Here is a 16,768-nt window from a genome sequence, read left to right as displayed (position 1 = left end):
TTACGATTCCGGCGGCAGTTTTTATTTAGCCTGCGGCTTCCTTGCCGGCCGCGGGCTTTCTTCTTTCCATCAGCCGGTTCATGTCCGAGGATATCTTCCGGTCGGTGACCTGGGCGTAGACCTGCGTGCTGTCGATGTTCGTGTGGCCCATCATCCTGGCGATGCTCTCTATCGGAATACCTGCGGTCAGTGTCAGGGTCCCGAACGAATGCCGGGCCATGTGGTAGGACAGGTTCTCTTTCATGCCTAATGCCACGCCCATTCCATGTACCTCATACCAGAGGACGTCGCGGACCGGCAGCGGGAATACCGGCCTGTCGTCATCCGTGGTGTTGTAAAGCTCCAGTATCTGTCCGGCTATGGGATGCAGCGGGATGAACGCCTCCACGTCCGTTTTGGCGCGGCGGATGCGGATATACCTTCTTCCTTCCGAAGTCGTTCCGATGTGACGGGGATGGAGAGCCCTCGTATCCGCGTAGGCCAGACCGGTCAGCGAGGAGAAGATGAACGTCCTGCGTGCCAGCTCCATCATCGGGTCGGGCAGCGGGGTTTCCATCATCCGCTTCAGTTCACTGCGGCTGATATGCCTTAGTTTAGGTGTTTCTTTCCTCTCGTATGCCACGTCCTCTATCGGATTGGCTCTTAGTATTTCCCGGTCCACGGCGATGTAGATGAGCCGGTTGAGCCAGCACAGGCAGTGGTTCACGTGTCCGTTCCTGTGTCCCAGCTCCTTCTTGAGAAAGACCTTGAACGATTCGGCGAACTCCTCGGTGATGTCCGAAAAGGCGATGTCCTTCATCCCGCGGGATTCGATGAACTGCCTGAGGTTGAGCTGGGTGGTCTTCGACTGGCGGTAGGTGGAAGTGGAGTTGATCTCCTTGGAGCGGACCCTGAGCCGTTCGCGTTCCACCTCTCCGGCCTGCAGGAGGTATTCCGGTACGGAATTGGCGCCTGACACGGTGGTCTTGAGCAGTTCGGCCGTGACCACTCCCTGGTTCCTCAGCAGGTTCCCGTACGCCTCTTCCAACCGGCTGCGGAAGGCGGCAAGGCGGTTGTTCTCCCTGGCTGTTTTGATTTCACACTTCTTGCTGTCCCAGTCCCCGGGTTTGCAATAGACGCCTGTCGTGACTGCCGATTTCTTTCCGTCGATGCTGATCCGGCAGAGGACGGCGGTCGTGCCGTCCGATTTCACCTTGTTACGGTTGATGTAGAATAAGAGCTTGAATGTACTGCGCATGATAATGATTGTTTAGGGATTAAAGGATAAGTTTCAAATCGCGGGTTGCCTCGACGAACCTGTCCATGTCCTCGAACAGCTTCTTCGGGGTTACGCGCGCGTATATCTGGGTGGTCTTTATGTTGGAGTGTCCCAGCATTTTGCAGATGGTCTCTATCGGCACTCCCTCCTCGAGCGTGACCAGCGAGGCGAAAGAATGCCGTCCCATGTGGTAGACAAGGTCCTGGCTCAGCCCTGCCATCAGGCGCAGGGATTTCATATTGGCCCTGAGCGTGTGGTAGTCCTGCGGCGGGAAAAGAGTCTCGCGGGTATCGTCCCGGTATTTCTCAATCAACGCGACGGCTTCCGGAAGCAGCTTGACACGTCCGAGGTAGTCGGTTTTCTTTCGCTGGTATTTCAGCCAGAGGCTGCCCTCGTCATCCCGGAAGAGGTTCTTCCGGGTGATGCTTACCGCATCGGCATAGGCGGTGCCGGTGTAACAGGCGAAGAGGAAGAGGTCCCGGGTGATGACATGTGACCTGCGTTTTTCCGGTATCTCCAGATCACGCAGCTTCTCGAAATTCTCACGGCTGAGTGCTTTCGGTGTTGTCTCCTTCTGCTTGGGCAGCTTGAAGTGGCAGAAATGGTATTTCTCCGAGTGGCCCTCCTTGTAGGCGATGCGGCAGATCTTTTTCAAGATGGCCAGGTAGCCGCGAAGCGTGTCCACGGCATATCCCTTTTCCAGAAGGATGAAATCCTGATAGTCGCGGATGAACTGCTCGTTGAGCTGCCCGAAGACAAGGTCCGGAACCTTGAATTTCGCCTTGATGAATTCGGAAAGCGTGCGGTAGGTGAAGAGGTAGGTCGAGAGTGTGGTGGGCGCACGGTCCACACCGACACGGGCCTTCATTTCCCCGTTATGCCGGTCGAGAAGTTTGAGCAGGGTCATCTGCATGCCCGCATTGCCCTGGAACATGTCCCTGACCGCGGCGGCATCGAAATCCCTTTTTCTTTCCATGAGGGAATTGAAGGCCGAGTGTACGGCAAGCAGCAGTCTTTCTATTTTTTCATTGGTCTCCACCGCTTCCCGGCTCTTGCCGTTCAGCCGGCTCTCACGCGCGTTCCACAGCCCGGGGGTGCAGGAGAGCTTGCAGCTGAACTGCGCCATCGTGCGGTTGAGGGTGATCCGTCCCATGATCGGGGCTTTGCCGGTCTTGTCCGGCTCGCTCTTTTTCAGGTAGAGCAGCACCTTGAATTTTTCCACTTTCATAACGCTCTTTTTTAGGTTGTAAAAATACTCCTTTGAAAAGCGTCCTTTGGCATGCAAAACATTGAGAAACAGTGAATACAAATCCGCTTTGTTCTTATCGGTAAAAATTCGGTTACCTGCCGTCGTTTCCGAAACAGGCGGCTAACAGTCTGGTAACTGAAACGTCGCAATATTTTGTTTTCTTTTGCAGGTCTGTCTGTTCTGCAATTCTCGCAAAATGCTTAATTATAAACGTTTTACGTTTAATTATCGTCATTCTGTTTTTTATTGCATTTCTAAATATTACTTACGTTGCACGCCATACTTATGCTACCGTATTGAGAAACGAGGGTGTTCCGGTGTCTATAATATCACCTATGTTGGGTCATACAAGTATAACCACTACTGAGATATATCTTGCCGATTTGGAGTCTGAAAACAGAGCCAGAAATGCGAGTTTATTGAGCTTTTAATGTCCGTATTTCTCTTAATTTTGATAGGTCAAGCATACAGTCCGATTCTCTTGTTTAGTGGAGAATCGGGCTTTTTTTATGCAAAATTACCGGTGCGAGAGCTTAATTATGGTTAAGAATATAGTTAAAATACCTTTTTCTTTTATATTCCGGTAAAAAAGAGGATATATGTATTAACCGAAAATTCAACTATTCGGAATATTACTAATTGTCAAAATAAATAAAGTTATGACACGAAAGAAAAAAGTAAAAGAAGAACAAGCGGTGACTGCCGAAGTCGTAGAGACTAAAAAGAAATCTTCAAAGAAAGCACCAAAGACTAAAATGTCTGCTCAAAAAGAAAGCATACAGGAAACCGGTGTTCAAGAGCCGATTGTCAAAGAAGAAAATACGAAAGATTCTTTTAAAGACAAAGATTATACAATCGATGAGCTTATAGATATGTTAGGACCAGATATTGATTGTGAGGATGATACAGAGTTTTCATTAACGGAAGATACTTCTTCACAAGAACAGGAATACACAATGGAGGATATGCTTGCTGTATTGGACGAGTCAATCGATAATGACGATGAAGAATGTGTTTCAGATGAAATACTTGATAAATTCGACAAGGCACTCGAAGAAAAAGGTTTGGGCGATGATTATTTTCGGAAGAAAGAAGAACGGCTTAAAGAAATGGAGCTGGAGCATGAACTTCACGAATTCGCCATTGATGAAATGCTGAATGAATAAGAATATCTAATTTTGTAACCTGCAACAGTCTCTTTATGAGATGTAACTTTGTGATGTGCCTTATTTTTTCTAATTTTGTATCGTCATGGCAACATGGCGGACATATTAGAAATTTAAGGTACACGAAAGTGTTTAACTGATTCTCCGGAATAAAGTCTGGTAAACTATTAACGAACGGGAATAAGTTAGCATCTCTCGCGTCATATCCATATATGGCGTGGGGAGACTGTTGCTTGTTTTAGTTCAAGGGTTTTACCAGAGCCTATTCCGTAAAATAAGTTAGCAGCCCTCACGCTTTCGCATTTTATAAACTTCTTCTGTGTGGGCGGGGAGAATGGAATAAATACTGGTAATTATGAAGAAAAATTATTGTTTTGTTTTAAGTTTGTTCCTGTTTGGAACAATGTTGTCAAGTTGCGAAAAAAGTGGGAACTATCAGGAATTTGACCGTAATGAAATTTACAAGCATCTTTCCTCTGTAAATGTTCGCGATGCAAAGATGATTTATACGAAAGAAGGTACTAATACTCGTTCTGGGGAGTCTGGAACTTTTGGTGGAGTGTGGAAAATTGACCAAAATGGCAATGAATCCAAATTAATAATCACAGGTTCTGACGGCAAAACAAATGTTTTGAATATCTATGAAATCAACAAATTATCAGACAATGTATTATTGATGTACCCCGATTTTTTTGATACAAATAGAATCCGCGAGGAATGGGAAAAAGCACATAATGATGACCCGTCAAATTTTACGACGAGTGTTGGACCTGATGGAAAACCTATACTACATGGTGCAGATACATACTACGCAATGCTTTTGAATAAAGAAACTGAGAAATTATATCGTTTTCCAGAAAACCTATCAACACCTGGTAAGAACGATAATATCTTCACTGACAAACAAGGTAATATCTATTACAAAGGCTATCTGAAAGGTGAGCAGGTATTAAAGTTGTCGCCTGAAACAATGACTATTGAGGGTTTGTTGCCAGATGATATACGTTTTGATAATTTTTCGGTAACAGGTGATGGTTTCATTGTATATTGGCAAGGATTTGAGCAACAACAGAATTGTCGTGTGAAGTGCCCCGGTGGTAGAATTTATCCGATTTCAGATATTTATACATTTGTTTTCAACGGTGATTTATATTCAGTTCGTGACAAAGAGATTATCAAGTATGAAACTATCGGTAATAATGATTTAGAAGAAAAAACAATATGTACCATACCTGATGAACAATTCAATGGGTATTGGCGATTTGTACCTAATCATGTACGCAAAACAATGGTGCTGAATGAACATTATGAGTTTGACGGAGAAAAATGTACAAAACTTGATAAGCAAATTAATATTGGAGATATTCGCACAAATAAAGCATGGTACAACCATAGCAATACAACTTTCTCAAAAGTAGCAATGAAAGATTATCAAGAATCTCAGTTTCAAATCTTGGACTATGAAATACAAAGTCTTTCGGCGAGTTCAGAAAGTCCGAATATCGCATTTACAGGTTTTAGATATTCGGACGGTGTAAATGTCGTAGGAACTATCACAGAAACAGATGAAGTTATTATCGATAATGTTGCAGAAAACGGAAACAGAATCATCAATCTTATTTCGTTGAACTAATATCAACTCAAAATAATATCCTCTTGTTGTGTCTATACAGCAAGAGGATTTTTTTATGCCTTAAAATCTGAACTATCGGAAAAACGAGAGTTCTATATGTGCTATGTTTCTCTAAATCAAGCAATATTTACGTTTCTTATTTAGCTCCATACAATCTGAGCTTACTATATACCCATACCCAAAATAAGGCTGTTTTCGTCTCACGTATTGAGCTTTTCTCTTGCCTCTAATACTTGGTATAAAGAAGCACGAGCATATCTCGAATATGAAAGAATAAATAAAAGTAGAAAATTATTACATGGTGAATAAAGTGAGTAAAGTGAACTATATTTTATAAAAAGTATAAGGTTTTATATCGTTATATGGTCTATAAAATAAGAATATGCTCTATTATAAAAATATAGTTCACTTTACTCACTTTGTTCACTTTTATCTTTTCTTATAAAAGGATTTCTGTAGGACAATTCTTTATATCAAAGTTTTCTATGGCATTCCATAAGTCTTCCTGATATTCATATAATGGCTCTATCAGGACTTGTGGTAAAATAGCCTTGTCTGATATTGGGGCGAGACGGAAACCGGAAGTTTCAAACTTGCGTCCAATCTTACTTTCCATTCTATAAGATTCAACGACCTCAAAAGAATATTCTCCTAAAAACTTCAATCTGCAATATTTTTGAGGATACCAGCCGATACAGATTATTTCATTTTTGCATAACGAAGAAAACTTGAAATAGTCCATTCCATTAAATCCTTTCTCTATGTCAAAGTCCGTATTGGTCTGTTTGTATTCGTGGCAGAATGTTTCCCAATCCTTATATCCTAAAGCGCGAGCCATGAAAGATAATTTTCCAACATCCGGCTTTCTTTCCTTGTCTGCATCCTTATCTCCCCAATAACGACGTAATGTATCAACGCTGATAGTTTCAGATTGCTGGATAACGCTTCCGTCTTCATATTTTGGGAGAGGAAAATTTGTATTGCTCTGTTTCTTTATATAATCGCATAGGTCAGAGTATGCATTGTCTGAACTCAAATCTATATTAGAAACTCTTACTAACTCGTTTTTTAAAGTTTCAAACCTCTCTTTGTCTATCGGTATTCTTTTCTTTGCCATATTACTACATGATGTTTATGGCAAAAATACAAAACGTAGCCAACTAATCAAATATATTTCATGCCTGAACGTGCTAAAATCAATAATTTCTTTTCGGTAATATATGTAACAAACTAATAATTAGTCTGATACAATCGTGCCTGAATGTGCCTGAACGTGCCTTTTTATGCCCTTCCAAAAGTTGCCGAATTTTGCACCAGAAACAAAAAACAAAAGGTATGGAACATCAAAAAACAAGTTATGACACGTTGCCGGAACGGATAGATTATCTGATTCAGGAAATATCAGAGATAAAAAACATTCTGACGAACAGAATAGAAAAAAGGGAAGAAATCCCCAAATATTTAAGTACGGAAAATGCACTGGCCTATTTAAAAAAGACAGGTTTTCCAATGAGCAAGTCCCAATTGTATAAACTTACATCTTGTGGAAGAATGCCTTTCCATAAAAGTGGTAATACATTATTGTTCATTCCAGAAGAACTTGACAAATGGTGTGAAGATAAAATTCAAACCGTATCACATGAAGAAAATGAGTTGCAATTATTAATTAAAAGTCCTTTAAACAAATGGAAGAAAAAAGTATGATGAAAAAGTTATTAACGCAAAGAATCAAGAAGACGGAAGAGATACCCAAATATCTATCCATTAAACAAGCCAAACTTTACTTGGAGAAAAAAGAATTTTTGGTGAACGAGTCGAAACTATATAAGATGACTTCGGAAAGCAAGATACTTTTTTATCAGTTAGGAAACCGGAATTACTTCTTTCCTGATGAACAGGAAGAATGGCTGCAAGAACAACTCGGAATGAAAAGTGAAACGAGCCGATACTTTACAGGACGAGATACAATTAATTATATTACAAAATCGGCTCAATTAAAAAAAGAAAAAATGACAACAATCAAAGATTTGAAACAATTTATTAAATTCTGGATACATCAAAAATGTTTGATTTTCAAAGGGCAAAGCTTTAAGTATGAACCTTTTTGGAATGAATATAAAGAATATTGCTCGAAACACAATTATCCAATACCTGACGAACTGTTGTTTTGGACTATACTCGATGATTGTGGACTCCAAATCGATGTAGATGAAAAAAGAGAAATGATAGTTATATTGTCTCGCTAATAAAATTTTAAACATTAATCAATGGAACGGAGATTTTAATAAAATTTCCGTTCCTCTAAAAAAATAAATTATGTGTGAATTCAAAAAAACAAAAGAAAACCCTCCAATAGCTCTTAAGAATGCTGTGTTGAAAAATAGCGCATACACAACATGGGATGAAGCAAAAAAAGAATGGGGGTTTGATAAATACTATTATAATACAACTCAAAGAGTATGTTGCCCATGCAGTCTCCGAGAAATAAAGCATATTGTTGCTATAAAAAATAAGATAACGAATAAAGTTTTAGAAATAGATATTAAATGTGCGGAAATTTATTTTGGATTCAGAGAAGGAAAAAAAATCAAGGAGTCAATACAAAGATTATGTAGAAATATCGATTTAGGAATGGACAGAGTTGCACTTGATTATCTGTTTAGAAACAGGTGTATTGGAAATATTAGTTATAATGATTATGAGATAGCAAAAATGAGACGTGAGTCAAAGCACTATTATTCAGACCGTATAATTAATGCACGTCAGGAGATAAATCATATATTAATGAATTATACAAATTATGAGCATAAAGAAAAATTAAAGCAGATTGATTATATGATTGGAGTTTCTGAAGAATATCCTCTATTAAATGTAGACTCATTAATTACAGCCCGTCAAACATTTCTAATCAATGGCGTAGTGAACATGGAAGAATTACATGAATTTATGAAAATCACAGGTAAATATGGAGCATATTATTCGGAAAAACAAAAAGTTAGAATATTGGATGAATATTTTAATCGCAGGTGGCATAATGCTTTGAGTAGATTCGTGGACGAACGAGAATATTGGGACAAAATTACATATTTTACCACCCTTACAACTAAAGAAGAAGCAAAAGAAAGAGTAATGAGTAAGAAACGAACAAGAAAACCAAAAAAGTCTAAAGTTGAAAATGAAATTCAAAACATCAATCTTGCGGAAGGATTGGAGGATACTGTAATAGATTTAAATTCAGATGATTGTATTGACTATTACGGTGATGATTGGGATGAGGAAAATTTTGATGAAAGTAAGTTTGCGTTTGGTACGGAATCTATGCATCGAAAGTTCATGAATATATTATATGAGTGGATAATAGAGGATATGAAGAAAAAGGAGATTAGAAAAACTAAGTTATCTACAAATCAGTCGTATTCATTAGAGGATGTTGTTTACTTCATCGATATTCCTATTATTACGAAAATATTTAAGGAGGTATCTTGTTCTTCTTTCTATCAGCTAATGGTTGAGGAAGGTTTATCTCTTAAATATTCATGCCAGATTCTTGATTGGCTGATACGTAATTCTGATAAAGGTGTAAAAAAATCAAAGATGGTAACAATGAAAAATATGCTAAGGTGCTATGGATTCAAACTTATGCACAATGATAAAATAACTCGTATTTTACCATCAAATGATGAAGAGCAAATACTTTTAACATTCTAAACGATTTATTTTTAGATACAAAGATTCAAGATGTACTTTAAATACTCTTGAATCTTTGCCTTTATATATTTTTAGAAGCAGATTATCAAATTGCTTAATGGTGAGATGCTCTTTCATGAGGTATAACTTTATAACTTGAATACGCTTAATCTGTTTGAGAGTGTTCTTGCTTGAAAGTCGATTATCAAATCACTTAATGGTGAGATGCTCTTTCATGAAGTATAACTTTATAACCAGAATATGCTTAATTGGCTTGAGAGTGCTCTTGCTTGAAAGTCGATTATCAAATCACTTAATGGTGAGATGTTCTTTTATGAGGTATAACTTTATAACTTGAATATGCTTAATTGGCTTGAGAGTGCTCTTGCTTGAAAATAGATTATCAAATCACTTAATGGTGAGATGTTCTTTTATGAGGTATGATTTTATAACCAGAATACGCTTAATTGGCTTGAGAGTGTTCTTGCTTGAAAGTCGATTATCAAATCACTTAACGGTGAGATGCTCTTTCATGAGGTATGATTTTATAACCAGAATACGCTTAATTGGCTTGAGAGTGCTTTTGCTTGAAAGTCGATTATCAAATCACTTAACGGTGAGATGCTCTTTCATGAGGTATAACTTTATAATTTGAATGCGCTTAATTGGCTTGAGAATGCTCTTGCTTGAAAGTCGATTATCAAATCACTTAATGGTGAGATGCTCTTTTATGAGGTATGATTTTATAACCAGAATACGCTTAATTGGCTTTGATAGTGCTTTTGCTTGAAAGCCGATTATCAAATCACTTAACGGTGAGATGCTCTTTCATGAGGTATAATTTTATAACTTGAATACGCTTAATTGGCTTGAGAGTGTTCTTGCTTGAAAGTCGATTATCAAATCACTTAACGGTGAGATGCTCTTTTATGAGGTATGACTTTATAACTTGAATATGCTTAATTGGCTTGAGAGTGTTCTTGCTTGAAAATAGATTATCAAATCACTTAATGGTGAGATGTTCTTTTATGAGGTATAACTTTATAACTTGAATATGCTTAATTGGCTTGAGAGTGCTCTTGCTTGAAAATAGATTATCAAATCACTTAATGGTGAGATGTTCTTTTATGAGGTATGATTTTATAACCAGAATACGCTTAATTGGCTTGAGAGTGCTTTTGCTTGAAAGTCGATTATCAAACCACTTAACGGTGAGATGCTCTTTCATGAGGTATAACTTTATAACTTGAATATGCTTAATTGGCTTGAGAGTGCTTTTGCTTGAAAGTCGATTATCAAATCACTTAATGGTGAGATGTTCTTTTATGAGGTATGACTTTATAACTTGAATATGCTTAATCTGTTTGAAAGTGCTTTTGCTTGAAAGCTGGTTGTCGATAGTAATATTACATGAAAACAAGAAAATTGTAAGATATGTACTTCTTACTCAATTTTATCGCGATGAAAAGAGGTAATTACCGGTGTGTAGCTTATCTCTTTTCTCATATTCATTTGTGCAAGATTTCGTGCAATAAAATCATTTGAGAATGATTTTATTGTGATTCAAGCCTCATCATTGGACATCTTAAGTCTTGTCTCGAACATTACCGTTAAGAAAAGCCAAGCAACGAAAAGAAAACAGAAGAAAGAGATTTTAAAGTAGAATTATCCTACGATTTCATTGATTATCAGTGCTTTACATCGAAATTCGTGCAAAATCTGTGCAAATGCCCTTATAAACAAAAAAGACAACCAAGAGTGGAAGCCTCCTAATTGCCTAATTTACAAGCCTTTCGGCTTAGTAGCGGGACCCGGGATTGAACCGGGGACCTCATGATTATGAATCATGCGCTCTAACCAGCTGAGCTATCCCGCCATCATTTCTCGATTGCGGGTGCAAAGATATAGCTTTTATTTAAATTGCCAAAACTTTTATGGATATTTTCTGCTTTTTCTTTTGCTGATAGGGTGCTGAAGTGGTTTGCAGTACTTTTTATTAAAAGTCTTTGTATAACATTATCAATGAATTAGGGGTGTATGGAAAGGGAGGTATAAATAAATTTGATGATTTATTTTCTGTAATTAGAAAAAAGTATTTATCTTGGCTGGCGCAATAAAAAGCAGAATAGACTATGGAAAGAAAGAAAATACATTTGGAATATCTCTTGAATGCGACTTCTAAAAGTATTCTTTGGGCAGCGATAAGTACCCCTACTGGTTTGGAGGGCTGGTTTGCTGATAGGGTTCAGTCAGACGATAAAACAGTAACCTTTTTTTGGGGAAAAACAGAAAAACGTGATGCCGAGATTATTGCCGTGCGGGCGTATTCATTCATCCGCTTCCGCTGGCTGGACGATGAGAACGAGCGAGAATACTTTGAACTGAAGATGACAAACAATGAGTTGACCAATGATTTCGTATTGGAGATAACAGACTTTGCCGATATAGACGAGGTGGGTGATTCGCGTGAATTATGGGAATCGCAAGTGGATACTTTGCGAAGAACTTGTGGTTTTTAGTTAACTTTAGATTAAAAATTTCCCGTACTCCCTTTTTTTGTACTACTTTTGTGCTCTCATTGCATGAAACGAGTAAAATGCTGCGCATAAAAAAGTTAGATATATTTGTTTTGAAGAGCTTTTGCATGCTCTTTATGGGTACTTTCTTCATCTGCCTCTTCATCTTTATGATGCAGTTTTTATGGAGGTATGTGGACGAAATGGTAGGAAAAGGATTGGAGATGACTGTCCTTGCACAGTTTTTCTTTTATTCTGCGCTTTCGTTGGTACCTGCGTCGTTGCCGCTGGCTATTCTGCTGGCTGCCCTTATCACCTTTGGAAATTTCGGAGAACGTTTTGAATTGCTTGCCATGAAGGCGGCCGGTATTTCTTTATTGAAAATCATGCGGCCACTGATTATCTTTATTTGTTTCATCTGTTGTGTCTCTTTCTATTTCCAAAATGTCATAGGACCAAAAGCCCAAACAAAATTATGGACTTTGCTTATTTCCATGAAGCAGAAGTCTCCCGAAGTGGATATTCCTGAAGGTGTGTTCTACGATGAAATAGATGGTTATAATCTGTATGTGAAGCATAAGAACCGCAAAACTGGTATGCTGTATGACGTACTGATATATAATTTTGAGAAAGGTTTTGAGAATGCTCAAATTATCAAGTCTGATTCGGGACGTCTGGAGATGACGGCTGACAAACAGCATTTATATTTGCATTTATACAGTGGTGAGCAGTTTGAGAATTTGAAATCGCAGAACATGAACCAAAGGAATGTGCCTTACCGGCGTGAGACATTCCGCGAAAAGCATGCAATCATTGAGTTCAATTCGGATTTCAATATGGTGGATGCAGGTATCATGAGTAATCAGTCCAACAGTAAGGATATGAAAATGCTGCAGGCGGACATTGACTCCATGAAATTGCAGAATGACAGTGTGGGGCGTGGTTATTATAAAGAAGCTATGGCAGGAACTTATAAGGTGACAGCCAGCTTGTCTAAAGAAGATACATTGAAGATTGAAAAGGCCTATTTAGGGGAGTACAATGTAGACAGCCTCTACAATGTGGCTACACTGATGCAGAAACAGAAGGTTATATCCACGGCCGTCAGCCGTGCAGAGAGTGCGGGGAGTGACTGGAGTTTTAAGAGCTTTAATATATCGCAGACTGAAAGCAGCCTTCGACGGCACATGACTTCCTGGCATGAGAAACTGACTCTTTCTCTGGCATGTCTCATCTTCTTCTTTATTGGTGCGCCACTCGGAGGAATTATCCGTAAAGGAGGCTTGGGAATGCCGGTGGTGGTTTCTGTATTGATTTTTATTATCTATTACATCATCAACAATACAGGGTATAAGATGGCCCGTGACGGACAGTGGGTTGTCTGGATGGGTATGTGGACCAGTACTGCTGTCTTGGCCCCATTGGGTGCGTTCTTGACATATAAATCCAACAATGATTCAGTGGTATTGAATGCTGATGCCTATATAAATTGGTTCAAGAAGGTCGTGGGCATTCGCAGTGTACGCCATCTGTTCCGTAAGGAAGTAATCATCCATGACCCTGATTATACACGTATTCCGGAAGAACTGAAGGCTTTGTCCGTAGACTGTCGTGAATATGCTGATAGAAAGGGGTTGAAACGTGCTCCCAATTACTTTAAATTGTGGATGACTGATAGCCAGGATGAGGCAGTGGAAGATATTAACGAACGTTTGGAGAGTCTGATAGATGAGATGTCGAATACAAGATCCGTTACTTTGTTGACAGCGCTGAACACCTATCCGGTCATCCCCGTCCATGCGCATGTCCGTCCGTTCCGCAATTATTGGTTAAACTTGCTCTGCGGTATTGTTTTCCCGATAGGCTTGTTCTTTTATTTCCGTATCTGGGCATTCCGTATCCGTCTGAATAAGGATATGGAGCGGATTATCAAGACAAATGAAGATGTGATTGGAATCATAGAAAGAGATCAGAATAAATAAAAACAAAATAGATTATGGAAAATGTAAAGTTGAATACGATAGAAGAGGCCATTGAAGACTTCAAAGCCGGTAACTTTGTAATTGTTGTGGATGATGAGGACCGTGAGAATGAGGGTGATTTGATAATTGCAGCAGAGAAGATTACACCGGAGAAAGTAAACTTTATGTTGAAACATGCCCGCGGTGTGCTTTGTGCTCCAATTACAGTTTCGCGTTGCAAGGAACTGGATTTGCCGCATCAGGTATCGGATAATACTTCTGTATTGGGTACTCCCTTCACAGTTACTGTTGATAAATTGGAAGGCTGTAGTACTGGCGTTTCTGCGGCAGACCGCGCTGCTACTATCCAGGCGTTGGCCGATCCGGCTTCTACTCCGGCCACTTTCGGGCGTCCTGGCCACATTAATCCGTTGTATGCCCAGGAGAAAGGTGTGTTGCGCCGTGCTGGACATACGGAGGCGGCTATTGATATGGCACGTTTAGCTGGACTTTATCCGGCGGGAGCCCTTATGGAAATAATGAATGAGGATGGTACAATGGCTCGTTTGCCCGAATTGCGTAGAATGGCAGATGAATTTGGCTTGAAATTGATTTCCATCCGTGACTTGATTGCCTACCGTTTGAAGCAGGAGTCTATTGTAGAAAAAGGAGTGGAAGTGGATATGCCTACAGACCACGGTCATTTCCGTTTGATTCCTTTCCGCCAGAAGTCGAACGGTTTGGAGCATGTAGCTTTGTTCAAGGGTACTTGGGAATTGGATGAACCGATTCTGGTGCGTGTACATTCTTCTTGTGCCACTGGTGATATATTCAATTCCAAACGCTGTGATTGTGGCGAGCAGCTGCATAAGGCAATGGAGATGATAGAGAAAGCCGGTAAGGGGGTAGTTGTATATCTGAATCAGGAAGGTCGCGGCATTGGTCTGATGGAAAAAATGAAAGCATATAAATTGCAGGAAGAAGGCATGGATACTGTAGAAGCTAATATTTGCCTGGGACATCTGGCAGACGAGCGTGATTATGGTGTAGGTGCCCAGATTCTTCGTGAGATAGGAGTGCACAAAATGCGGCTGATGACCAATAATCCCGTGAAGCGTGTAGGCTTGGAGGCTTACGGTTTGGAAATAACGGAGAACGTAGCTATTGAGACTACTCCGAATCCATACAACGAGCGTTATCTCCGTACCAAGAAAGAACGTATGGGACATACACTTCATTTCAATAAGTAACTGTCTTTTTGTTTTCTTATATCAAAGAAAATCGCTTATTTTGCAACCGGATTTGCGTAACAATCATTAAATAGTAACAAAATGAACCAATTATCAGATCGTTTAAACAGTTTGTCGCCTTCTGCGACACTGGCTATGTCTCAAAAGAGCGCAGAGCTGAAGGCTCAAGGCGTAGACGTAATTAACCTGAGTGTGGGAGAACCGGACTTCAATACTCCCGACCACATTAAAGAGGCTGCGAAAAAGGCGATAGACGATAACTTTTCTCGCTATTCTCCAGTGCCGGGTTATCCTGCCTTGCGTAATGCAATTGTAGAGAAGTTGAAGAAGGAAAACGGTCTGGAATATACCGCCGCACAAATTTCTTGCGCCAATGGTGCCAAGCAGTCGGTTTGCAATGCAATCCTGGTATTGGTAAATCCGGGTGACGAAGTAATTGTACCTGCTCCCTATTGGGTCAGTTATCCGGAAATGGTAAAGTTGGCTGAGGGTACGCCGGTTATCGTACCTGCCGGTATCGACCAGGACTTTAAGATAACACCTGCACAGCTGGAGGCTGCCATCACCCCGAAGACAAAGGCGCTGATTCTTTGCTCTCCCTCTAACCCTACGGGTTCGGTGTACAGCAAGGAGGAGTTGGCAGGCCTGGCCGCAGTATTGGCAAAGTATCCGCAGGTTGTTGTGATTGCCGATGAGATTTACGAACATATCAACTATATCGGCAAGCATCAGAGCATAGCACAATTCCCTGAAATGAAAGAGCGTACGGTCATTGTGAATGGTGTTTCCAAAGCATATGCAATGACTGGTTGGCGTATCGGTTTCATTGCAGGTCCGGAATGGCTTGTGAAGGCTTGCAATAAATTGCAGGGACAGTATACCTCCGGTCCTTGTTCTGTATCTCAGAAGGCTGCTGAGGCTGCTTATACGGGTACACAAGCTCCGGTGGAGGAAATGCGCAAGGCTTTCGAGCGTCGTCGTGATTTGATTGTAAAGTTGGCCAAGGAAGTTCCGGGTTTCGAGGTGAATGTACCGGAAGGTGCTTTCTATCTGTTCCCTAAATGCGATTCATTCTTCGGTAAATCTGCCGGCGAACGTAAAATCAATGATTCAGATGATTTGGCCATGTATCTGTTGGAAGTGGCTCATGTGGCTTGCGTAGGCGGTGCTTCTTTCGGAGCTCCTGAATGCATTCGTATGAGTTATGCAACCAGCGATGAAAATATAGTTGAAGCTATCCGTCGTATAAAAGAAGCACTGGCTAATCTGAAGTGATTCTAACTTCTTCTACAAACTTATTTTAGCAAGACATCTGTCATGCTGTCACGAGCAGTTCGTTTCATCAAAGCGGACTGCTCGTTTTGTTATGGCAAACACTCTGCTTCATTATGGCAAATACTTTGTTTCATTATAGCGAACACTCTGTTCCATACAGTATAAACACTTTGTTTTATACTGTACGAACATTTTGTTTTCTACAGTATGAACACTTTGTTTTCTACTTATGGAACAAAGTGTTCATGTCTGTGAACTAATGTGTTATCCGTATATAGAAAATAACAATGAAGGGTTTGAAGGTACTGAATCTTACGTGGGGGATATAAAAAAGCGCAGGCAGTTTATCTGCCCACGCTTTTGTTTTTGATACTGGGATTGTATTATTCTCCCGGATGAATTGCTTCAGAAGGACAAACATCTGCACAAGTACCACACTCTGTGCAAGTCTCAGGGTCGATATGATAGATATCACCTTCAGAGATAGCGCCAACCGGACACTCGTCGATACAAGTTCCGCAAGCAATACAATCGTCACTAATTACGTAAGCCATTTTCTTTTAGATTTAAATTATTATTAGTACTAATTCGTTCGGCAAAAATAGTGGTTTTCTTTATTACTTGCTATCAATCTTGATTAAAAACGTATAATTTGTATGTCGTCTAAATAAGGAGTCGAGAAAGCGGCATAGCATACTGCAGAGACTGAAAAATGTTCGTTTTTGAACTTCGTAAACGAATTGCTCTGATACTATTGGCTTTAGCTGGAACTT

Annotated in this window: 14 protein-coding genes and 1 tRNA gene; 10 read left to right on the top strand and 5 right to left on the bottom strand. The window is 40.1% G+C overall.

The genetic code is table 11. The annotated features are described in order from the left end of the window. Nucleotides 1–25: 25 nt before the first annotated feature. Both ITJ87_RS01105 and ITJ87_RS01100 read right to left on the bottom strand, forming a co-directional pair. Nucleotides 26–1,237: a site-specific integrase gene (locus tag ITJ87_RS01105; RefSeq protein ID WP_004311260.1), complete on the bottom strand. Its 1,212-nt coding sequence runs from the start codon at nucleotides 1,235–1,237 to the stop codon at nucleotides 26–28. A 19-nt stretch (nucleotides 1,238–1,256) separates the two neighbouring features. Continuing rightward, nucleotides 1,257–2,486: a site-specific integrase gene (locus tag ITJ87_RS01100; RefSeq protein ID WP_004311259.1), complete on the bottom strand. Its 1,230-nt coding sequence runs from the start codon at nucleotides 2,484–2,486 to the stop codon at nucleotides 1,257–1,259. A gap of 338 nt (nucleotides 2,487–2,824) precedes the next feature. Here ITJ87_RS01100 and ITJ87_RS18930 point away from each other — a divergent pair, with 338 nt between their 5' ends. The 3 genes from ITJ87_RS18930 (at nucleotide 2,825) to ITJ87_RS01085 (ending at nucleotide 5,306) form a co-directional block, all read left to right on the top strand. Then, nucleotides 2,825–2,938, top strand: coding sequence for a hypothetical protein (locus tag ITJ87_RS18930; protein WP_333494197.1), 114 nt, complete (start codon nucleotides 2,825–2,827; stop codon nucleotides 2,936–2,938). A 228-nt stretch (nucleotides 2,939–3,166) separates the two neighbouring features. Further along, nucleotides 3,167–3,673, top strand: coding sequence for a hypothetical protein (locus tag ITJ87_RS01090; RefSeq protein WP_117967030.1), 507 nt, complete (start codon nucleotides 3,167–3,169; stop codon nucleotides 3,671–3,673). A 355-nt stretch (nucleotides 3,674–4,028) separates the two neighbouring features. After that, a complete protein-coding gene (locus ITJ87_RS01085; RefSeq protein WP_118918683.1) occupies nucleotides 4,029–5,306 on the top strand; it encodes a hypothetical protein in 1,278 nt (425 codons plus the stop codon). Nucleotides 5,307–5,745: 439 nt separating this feature from the next. Here the strand turns inward: ITJ87_RS01085 and ITJ87_RS01080 are convergent, their stop codons facing one another. After that, nucleotides 5,746–6,423 (bottom strand): hypothetical protein, encoded by a 678-nt coding sequence (locus tag ITJ87_RS01080; RefSeq protein ID WP_117967025.1) that lies wholly within the window; start codon nucleotides 6,421–6,423, stop codon nucleotides 5,746–5,748. Between the two features lie 218 nt (nucleotides 6,424–6,641). Here ITJ87_RS01080 and ITJ87_RS01075 point away from each other — a divergent pair, with 218 nt between their 5' ends. From ITJ87_RS01075 to ITJ87_RS01065, 3 genes are all read left to right on the top strand, one after another. Then, complete coding sequence (locus ITJ87_RS01075; protein ID WP_117967022.1) at nucleotides 6,642–7,010, top strand: DNA-binding protein; 369 nt, start codon at nucleotides 6,642–6,644, stop codon at nucleotides 7,008–7,010. Continuing rightward, on the top strand, nucleotides 6,992–7,552 hold the full coding sequence (locus ITJ87_RS01070; protein ID WP_117976947.1) for a helix-turn-helix domain-containing protein: 561 nt from the start codon (nucleotides 6,992–6,994) through the stop codon (nucleotides 7,550–7,552). Before ITJ87_RS01075 ends, ITJ87_RS01070 begins: the two co-directional genes overlap by 19 nt. Before the next feature lie 70 nt (nucleotides 7,553–7,622). Beyond that, complete coding sequence (locus ITJ87_RS01065) at nucleotides 7,623–9,014, top strand: hypothetical protein (protein WP_117967016.1); 1,392 nt, start codon at nucleotides 7,623–7,625, stop codon at nucleotides 9,012–9,014. A 1,781-nt stretch (nucleotides 9,015–10,795) separates the two neighbouring features. Here ITJ87_RS01065 and ITJ87_RS01060 read toward each other — a convergent pair. Continuing rightward, nucleotides 10,796–10,869 (bottom strand) — tRNA-Met (locus tag ITJ87_RS01060). 256 nt (nucleotides 10,870–11,125) lie between these two features. Here ITJ87_RS01060 and ITJ87_RS01055 point away from each other — a divergent pair. The 4 genes from ITJ87_RS01055 to ITJ87_RS01040 all read left to right on the top strand — a co-directional run bounded on the left by ITJ87_RS01055 (nucleotide 11,126) and on the right by ITJ87_RS01040 (nucleotide 15,995). Then, complete coding sequence (locus tag ITJ87_RS01055) at nucleotides 11,126–11,512, top strand: START-like domain-containing protein (RefSeq protein WP_005824726.1); 387 nt, start codon at nucleotides 11,126–11,128, stop codon at nucleotides 11,510–11,512. 77 nt (nucleotides 11,513–11,589) lie between these two features. After that, nucleotides 11,590–13,491 (top strand): LptF/LptG family permease, encoded by a 1,902-nt coding sequence (locus ITJ87_RS01050; RefSeq protein WP_117967013.1) that lies wholly within the window; start codon nucleotides 11,590–11,592, stop codon nucleotides 13,489–13,491. 14 nt (nucleotides 13,492–13,505) lie between these two features. Then, a complete protein-coding gene (locus ITJ87_RS01045) occupies nucleotides 13,506–14,720 on the top strand; it encodes a bifunctional 3,4-dihydroxy-2-butanone-4-phosphate synthase/GTP cyclohydrolase II (RefSeq protein ID WP_117967010.1) in 1,215 nt (404 codons plus the stop codon). Between the two features lie 81 nt (nucleotides 14,721–14,801). After that, nucleotides 14,802–15,995 carry a pyridoxal phosphate-dependent aminotransferase gene (locus ITJ87_RS01040; RefSeq protein WP_117967007.1) on the top strand — a complete coding sequence of 398 codons (1,194 nt, stop codon included), beginning with the start codon at nucleotides 14,802–14,804 and terminating at the stop codon, nucleotides 15,993–15,995. A 383-nt stretch (nucleotides 15,996–16,378) separates the two neighbouring features. Here ITJ87_RS01040 and ITJ87_RS01035 read toward each other — a convergent pair whose 3' ends face one another. Beyond that, on the bottom strand, nucleotides 16,379–16,549 hold the full coding sequence (locus ITJ87_RS01035) for a DUF362 domain-containing protein (protein WP_005834872.1): 171 nt from the start codon (nucleotides 16,547–16,549) through the stop codon (nucleotides 16,379–16,381). Nucleotides 16,550–16,768: the final 219 nt, after the last annotated feature.

It is taken from the genome of Bacteroides sp. HF-162, from assembly GCF_015679285.1.
In the GTDB taxonomy this organism is placed as follows: Bacteria; Bacteroidota; Bacteroidia; order Bacteroidales; family Bacteroidaceae; genus Bacteroides; species Bacteroides uniformis.
Note: the sequence above shows the minus strand (reverse complement) of the source record. Positions and strands in the feature narration are given on the sequence as shown.

Bases quoted from the DNA above. Each gene is read 5' to 3' on its own strand.
- ITJ87_RS01105 (WP_004311260.1), bottom strand. From the start codon at position 1,237: ATGCGCAGTACATTCAAGCTCTTATTCTACATCAACCGTAACAAGGTG.
- ITJ87_RS01100 (WP_004311259.1), bottom strand. From the start codon at position 2,486: ATGAAAGTGGAAAAATTCAAGGTGCTGCTCTACCTGAAAAAGAGCGAG.
- ITJ87_RS01090 (WP_117967030.1), top strand. From the start codon at position 3,167: ATGACACGAAAGAAAAAAGTAAAAGAAGAACAAGCGGTGACTGCCGAA.
- ITJ87_RS01085 (WP_118918683.1), top strand. From the start codon at position 4,029: ATGAAGAAAAATTATTGTTTTGTTTTAAGTTTGTTCCTGTTTGGAACA.
- ITJ87_RS01080 (WP_117967025.1), bottom strand. From the start codon at position 6,423: ATGGCAAAGAAAAGAATACCGATAGACAAAGAGAGGTTTGAAACTTTA.
- ITJ87_RS01075 (WP_117967022.1), top strand. From the start codon at position 6,642: ATGGAACATCAAAAAACAAGTTATGACACGTTGCCGGAACGGATAGAT.
- ITJ87_RS01070 (WP_117976947.1), top strand. From the start codon at position 6,992: ATGGAAGAAAAAAGTATGATGAAAAAGTTATTAACGCAAAGAATCAAG.
- ITJ87_RS01065 (WP_117967016.1), top strand. From the start codon at position 7,623: ATGTGTGAATTCAAAAAAACAAAAGAAAACCCTCCAATAGCTCTTAAG.
- ITJ87_RS01055 (WP_005824726.1), top strand. From the start codon at position 11,126: ATGGAAAGAAAGAAAATACATTTGGAATATCTCTTGAATGCGACTTCT.
- ITJ87_RS01050 (WP_117967013.1), top strand. From the start codon at position 11,590: ATGCTGCGCATAAAAAAGTTAGATATATTTGTTTTGAAGAGCTTTTGC.
- ITJ87_RS01045 (WP_117967010.1), top strand. From the start codon at position 13,506: ATGGAAAATGTAAAGTTGAATACGATAGAAGAGGCCATTGAAGACTTC.
- ITJ87_RS01040 (WP_117967007.1), top strand. From the start codon at position 14,802: ATGAACCAATTATCAGATCGTTTAAACAGTTTGTCGCCTTCTGCGACA.
- ITJ87_RS01035 (WP_005834872.1), bottom strand. From the start codon at position 16,549: ATGGCTTACGTAATTAGTGACGATTGTATTGCTTGCGGAACTTGTATC.